General features: G+C 34.2%; 8 protein-coding genes. 1 reads left to right on the top strand and 7 read right to left on the bottom strand.

Annotated features, from left to right (window positions below; genetic code table 11):
* Window positions 1–225 (top strand): IS3 family transposase (locus B5D14_RS10785; protein WP_143254432.1); only part of this gene is annotated, 225 nt, incomplete at its 5' end.
* 101 nt (window positions 226–326) lie between these two features.
* Here B5D14_RS10785 and B5D14_RS10780 read toward each other — a convergent pair.
* The 7 genes from B5D14_RS10780 to B5D14_RS10750 form a co-directional block, all read right to left on the bottom strand.
* Window positions 327–638, bottom strand: a complete 312-nt coding sequence (locus B5D14_RS10780) for a PTS sugar transporter subunit IIA (protein WP_078712640.1) — start codon at window positions 636–638, stop codon at window positions 327–329.
* Window position 639: 1 nt separating this feature from the next.
* Window positions 640–939: a PTS sugar transporter subunit IIB gene (locus B5D14_RS10775; RefSeq protein WP_078712639.1), complete on the bottom strand. Its 300-nt coding sequence runs from the start codon at window positions 937–939 to the stop codon at window positions 640–642.
* A gap of 15 nt (window positions 940–954) precedes the next feature.
* Window positions 955–1,887 (bottom strand): 2-keto-3-deoxygluconate permease, encoded by a 933-nt coding sequence (locus tag B5D14_RS10770; RefSeq protein WP_078712638.1) that lies wholly within the window; start codon window positions 1,885–1,887, stop codon window positions 955–957.
* Window positions 1,887–3,377: a glycoside hydrolase family 1 protein gene (locus tag B5D14_RS10765; RefSeq protein ID WP_078712637.1), complete on the bottom strand. Its 1,491-nt coding sequence runs from the start codon at window positions 3,375–3,377 to the stop codon at window positions 1,887–1,889. Before B5D14_RS10765 ends, B5D14_RS10770 begins: the two co-directional genes overlap by 1 nt.
* Before the next feature lie 2 nt (window positions 3,378–3,379).
* On the bottom strand, window positions 3,380–4,849 hold the full coding sequence (locus tag B5D14_RS10760; RefSeq protein WP_078712636.1) for a glycoside hydrolase family 1 protein: 1,470 nt from the start codon (window positions 4,847–4,849) through the stop codon (window positions 3,380–3,382).
* A 67-nt stretch (window positions 4,850–4,916) separates the two neighbouring features.
* Entirely contained in the window at window positions 4,917–6,269 is a 1,353-nt protein-coding gene (locus B5D14_RS10755; RefSeq protein ID WP_078712635.1) for a PTS sugar transporter subunit IIC, read from the bottom strand.
* The gene (locus B5D14_RS10750; RefSeq protein ID WP_078712634.1) at window positions 6,227–6,577 is read right to left on the bottom strand and encodes a PTS sugar transporter subunit IIB; all 351 of its coding nucleotides are present in this window, start codon (window positions 6,575–6,577) and stop codon (window positions 6,227–6,229) included. Before B5D14_RS10750 ends, B5D14_RS10755 begins: the two co-directional genes overlap by 43 nt.
* Window position 6,578: the final 1 nt, after the last annotated feature.

The raw sequence follows: 6,578 nt of genomic DNA, 5'->3' as shown, positions 1-6,578 counted from the left end.
GAATCATTCTTTGCGATATTAAAAACAGAAATGGATTTAAAGAAGTATAGGACTTATGAGGAAATGGCTTTTGCGATAACTGATTATATCAATTACTATAATTACGATCGACCACAGAAACGACTTCATAAGAAGACTCCTTATGAAGTTGATCAGTATCTGACAGATAAAACATTGGTGAAATATCTGCCTGTGATTGTTCCTCAATCAATCATTTATTTATAGTAAAAGCAGATGATTTTTATTCACCTGCTTCATATCTTTTATTCTTGTGTCCTTGACAAGGGGTATAGTTTACAACTTTTTTCATGTATCTTTTTATTATCTTACTTCTTCATTATTTCGTATAAATCAATAAATTCTTTTGCAATGATTGAGAATGCTTCTGCAGACATCAGTTGATCTTCAGCATGAAGTAGAAGTAATTGGAAATTAATTGGTTCCCCGTTTGCTTCTTTTTGTACAAGACTTGCATGAACTTTATGTCCTTCAACAAAAACTTCTTCACCTTCTTTAATCTTCGCTTTAGCATCATCAAATTTACCTTCTTTTGCATCTTGGATTGCTTCAATGTATAAACTTCTTGCAGTACCAACTGCCGAGATAATTTGAAAACAAGTTAATTCTAATCCTTCCATATTAACCAATCAATGCTTTAGCATCAGCTAAAACACCCTTTCCATCCATTGTTCCATATTTTTGCATTTCAATTACAGCACATGGTAAATTAGGGAATTCAGCTTGTACTTTTTTAAGATTGAAACGTGCTTGTGGGCCTAATAAACAGCAATCTGCATCTTTTAATACAGCTCCTGATTGTGAAACTGGGTAAGCATTGATTTCACATTCAAACCCTTCCGTTGCAGCTGCTTCACGCATTTTTGTAACTAACATACTTGTACTCATTCCTGCAGCACATAGTAAGACTATTTTTTTCATAAGACTCCTCCTGTTTTATTTTATCATTGTTTTTTTCATATAACACCATTTTGTAAGAAATGGGATGATGAATGTTGTGAGAGTAAGGGCAACTGCACATTGGGCTGTTGCACTGCTTACATAAGGTGTAAGGGTAGGATTTACAACTGATGCTAAGTATGGAAGTGATAAAGATACACCGGATACTCCACAAGTTGCAATACCTGCACATCCTTTTTGTTTCAAGATAATTGTATCAAAGAAATATGCTAAACCAATTGAAATTAAAGTAATAACGAGTGTTAATAAGACTCCTGTGAATGCACTTTGGAATAGATTCAATAGATTAATATTGGTACCAAATGCAAATCCTGCAATGGGTACTACGCAAGATATTCCTTGCTTGAAGTAATCTTTGAAACTAATATCGAGTGCAGTACAACCTATACCTAAAAGAAAGGGAATCAACATTGCCATAATGCTATTGAATGCTGATGAGGATGATCCAAGAATAAGCAATGCAACGTTTGGCATACCAATAATTGTTAATAATCCAAAATTAGTCTTATCCGCTTCATCTCCATAGGTATCCATTAAACTTAAGTATAATGCAGAATTACAACTTACAATGCAAGTTACAATAGCGATTGTAGGAATACCTAGAATTCCTTCTACTGGCAAATAATGAATACATAATTTTGCAAGTACAACAAATGTAATAATTTTGAAAGTAGCTAATGGCACTCCTCTTTTCAAGACGGGTTTCATCTTTTTTATTTCACATTGTGTACCTGTAAAGAATAACATCAATCCAATAATAGACATCAATCCTGTTTTATAAAAGGATGCTGAGAATGGATCGCCAATTGTAAGTATACTTGGAAATAAGGTGTTGATGATTGCCCCAATCAATACTGGAACAATCATCATTCCTGCAGGTATTTTACTTATTTTTTCAAATACTTTCATTATTTTAATACTTCTAAGTCTTCACCATTGGATGCAATTACTTTTTTGTAGTACTCATAAGATTTTTTCTTAGTTCGTTTTAGTGTACCTGTTCCATCGTTATTACGATCAATATGGACAAAACCATAACGTTTCTTCATTTCACCTGTTCCAGCAGATACGATATCAAATGGTCCCCAATACAGATAACCCATGATATCACAACCATCATGAATTGCTTCTTTGATTTCCGATAGATGCATTTTGATGTATTCCATTCTAAAGGTATCGATGTATTCTCCATTTTCATTAGCTTGATCATCTAATCCAATACCATTTTCTACAATGAATAAAGGTAAACGATAACGATCAGTTAATACATTGCATAAGTAGCGTAACCCTTTTGGATCTACTGGCCAAGTCCAAGGTTCTGGTGAGTACATTGTTAAGTATGGATTCTTTGCTCCTTTTGCTCCACCAGTTCCAGCAGCCATACCAACACCATCTTTGAATACAGCACTCATATAATAACTAAATGCAATAAACTGGCATGGATTATTTTTAATGACTTCCAAGTCACCCTCTTTAATTATAGGCTTACAATTATTTTCTTCCCATATGCGATGAATGTAGGCAGGATATTCTCCTCTACACATTACATCACTCCATAAATAATGGTTACGTTGGAATTGCATTGCACCAAACACATCTTCTGGATTGCAACTGTAAGGGTATGAAACGATGTGGGAAAGGGATAGCATACAACCAATTTGAGCATCAGGGATGATCTTATGACATAGTTCCACAGTTTTTGCATTTGCAACAAAGACATAGTGTGCCCCTTGGTATTTTTGTTTTATTGTTAAACCACTAATTGGTTCATTTACATCACTCGGGTTAATATCTAACATTGCACCCGCAGCAAATGGGATTCTAAATAAGTTATTGATTTCATTGAATGTTAACCAACATTTCACCAAATCTTTATAACGAGTGAATACTGTTTCAACATAGCGCAACCAGAAATCAATCATTTTTTCATTTGCCCATCCACCATATTCAGTTAATAAATGAAGTGGCGTTTCATAATGACTTAATGTGATAACAGGTTCCATGCCCAGTCTTCTCATTTCAGAGAATAAATCATCATAGAATTTAAGTCCTTCTTCATTTGGTTCAACTTCATCTCCATTAGGAAATATTCTAGCCCATGAAATACTTGTACGAAATGCATTGAAACCCATACCTGCCATAAGTTCTAAATCTTCTTTATAGCGATGATAGAAATCAACTGCATCATGACTCAAATAAACTTTATCTGGGTTATAACATGGCTCATATCGCTTTGTTTCTTCATTCCATTTAATAGATGGGTGAGTTCCTTCTGCGATGATACCAACAAGTACATCTGTAGCATTAATCCCTTTACCACCTTCTAAATAAGCACCTTCACATTGGTTTGCTGCAACTGCACCACCCCACATGAAATTCTTTGGAAATCCTGTTGTCATGTTTATTCCTCCTCTAAGCACTCGCCATTTGTAGCGATTACTTTTTTATACCAATCAAAACTCTTCTTCTTGAAACGATTGTATGTACCATTACCTAAGTCATCAGCATCAACATAGATAAAGCCATAACGCTTTGTCATTTGTGATGTACTTGCACTTACTAAATCAATACAAGCCCATGAGGTATAACCCATACATTCAACACCTTCATCAATCGCCAATGCAATTTGTTTGAAGTGGTTTCTAAAGTATTCAATACGATAGTCATCTTGAATAGTTCCATTCTCTTCAACAACATCTTTAGAACCAATTCCATTTTCAACAATCCACAATGGTTTATGATAACGATCATATAAATCAATTAGTGATATTTTTAATCCAACTGGATCAACTTGCCAACCCCATTCACTAATATGTAAGTATGGATTTTTAACACCTGTAGTTAAATTACCACCCACTTTTTCACGTTGCTCTGCATTGATACTTTGTACCATGCTCATGTAGTAACTAAATGATATGAAATCAACAGTATATTTTTGAATGATGTCCAAATCATCTTTTTCCATTTTGATATCGAAACCTTTACGTTTCCATTCTTTGAAGATAAAGGTTGGATAGAACCCCAATACTTGCACATCTGTATAGAATGAATTCACACGATTATCTTTTTGAGCTAAGTAAATATCTTCAGGATTACATGTTTCAGGATAAGTTAATGTCTTTGTCACCATGCATCCCATTTGAGATCCAGGTATAATTTCATGACATAATTTTGTTGCGATTGAACTTGCAACAAATTGATGATGAAGTGCTTGATAGATTGCTTCTTCAGCTTTTTCTTTGTTTTCATATTTCTCTTCAAGTACACCGATAGTTGTAAATGCATGTCGAAATACACTGTCAATTTCATTAAATGTTAACCAATATTTAACTTCATCTTTAAAGCTTTCAAAACATACTTTTGCATATCTTACAAAGAAATCTACTACTTCTCTATTTACCCATCCATCATAATGATTCACCAAATAAAGTGGCATTTCATAATGACTTAATGTAACAAGAGGTTCAATGTTTGCTTTACGCAATGTTTTAAATAAATCTTTATAGTATTCAATCCCTTTTTCATTGGGTTCTGTTTCATTTCCATTAGGGAATAAACGAGTCCATGCAATGGATACACGTAATGTTTTAAATCCCATTTCCTCAAAAAGTGCAATGTCTTCTTTATAACGATGATAGAAATCAATCCCTCTACGTTTTGGATAATAAGTATCATCTGTTGCTTTCATAGCTTCATCAACATTCTTTTGTGAAACATGCCATTGACTAACATAGTCTTTAACATCTACATTAGGTTTATACATTGCAACATCAGCAACACTCATTCCTTTGCCATCTATGTTCCATGCACCCTCACATTGGTTTGCAGCAACTGCTCCACCCCATAAAAAACCTTCAGGAAATTTAATCATATTTGGTTTTCTCCTTTTCTTAAAAACGAGTATACGTACTCTTGCACATATACTCGCTAACTAATATTTATGCTTCTTGTACTCCATTTTCTTTTGCTTCAAGCGCTTGTTGTGCTTTGATTTCTTCTTGTTCTTTTGCATATTGTTTGTTTGCAAGAATTACAAATGGTGCATAAAGTGCAGTACATGCAATGAGAATAAACAATTGTACAACTACCCCTTGCCATCCATGTCCAATAAATGCATTGATAATAATTGGGAATCCAAATGGAACATCGACAATGTTACAAGGCAGAAAACCAATACTAGTAAAGAATAGAACTGAACCTGTGGCAACCCCTGCTGCTAAGATAAATGGAATTGCGAATGTCATATTAAGCACTAATGGTAAACCATAAACAACTGGTTCACTGATACCAAAGAGTGCTGGACCAATACCCAATTTAGCAATCATTCTGTGATCATCACGTTTTGAGAAGATGAAGATTGCAAATAACAATGAAATAACAATTCCCGCGCCACCTACTACAATAAAGCTTACTAATGAACCATAAGTAATTGGTTGATTAGGAATTGTTCCAGCTGCTGCAGATGCGATATTTGCTGCAAGAGCAGAAGCAATTAATGGATTACGAATTGGTGTAATGACCATATTTCCATGAATTCCCAAGAACCAGAATACTTGAGCAATCATAAACAATGCAATTGCACCAACTGGACTTTGGAATACTGCTTCAAGTGGTGCTTGAACTACTGTATAAATCCATTGATTTAAATAACTTCCTGTTGCAATATGAAATAAAGTACCTCCAATTGAAACAATAAGTAATGTGATCATAATAGGAATTAAAGTGTTAAATGATGTTGCAATTTGCCCTGGAACAGAAGGTGGCATTTTAATTTTGATTTTTTCAATCTTCATTAATTTTGAGAATATTTCTACAACAATGATGGTTAAGAACATCCCAATAAATAAACCTTGTGCCCCAATTGCAGCCCCTGGTAAACCTGCTGCAGTTCCAGTTACTTCATTTACAATGACTTCAACATATTGAGGTACTACAATAACAAATGAAGCTAATGCAATGACTCCTGTAATGTATTCAGGTATTTTATTTTTTCTTGCTAGTTCCATTGCAATTAAGAATACAATAGGTAGAGCCATACAAGATAATGTTGCAAAGTTAATTGCATCAAATGCTGGTTTTAAATTAACTAACCATGGTATAAATGCTGCTAAACCTGTTTTTGTTGAACAGATTAATGTATTGAATAATGTTGCAAAAGATCCAACGATGATGAATGGCATAAATGCTGTAAAGCCATCTTTAATTGCTCCTAAGTATTTATTACTATCTACTTTTTCAGCAATGACCATCAATCCGTCTTCAAACTTTTGACCGAATTTTGATTTTGACATTTTTCGTCCTCCTTATATAGTTGTTTTGCTTGTTCTAATACTGCTTCACCATCATACCTCCCATAATTTGTAGCATCAATTACTGCTACTGGTATGTGGCTTGGAACTAATTCACGAATCACAAGATATCGATGCTTAATTTGTGGTCCAATCAACAAGACATCGAATTTCTCTATATTTCTTTCGATGTGTGATTGTTCAATTGCCCAAATCTCATGATTCTCATTACAACTTCGAGCTGCTTCTCTCATTTTTTGAACTACAATACTGGTCGACATGCCCGCGCAGCATGCTAAACAAATGCGCATT

The sequence above is a fragment of the Anaerorhabdus furcosa genome, from assembly GCF_900167375.1.
Taxonomy (GTDB): domain Bacteria; phylum Bacillota_I; class Bacilli_A; order Erysipelotrichales; family Erysipelotrichaceae; genus Anaerorhabdus; species Anaerorhabdus furcosa.
The sequence above is the reverse complement of the archived record's forward strand: the minus strand, read 5'-3'. Positions and strand labels throughout refer to the sequence as shown.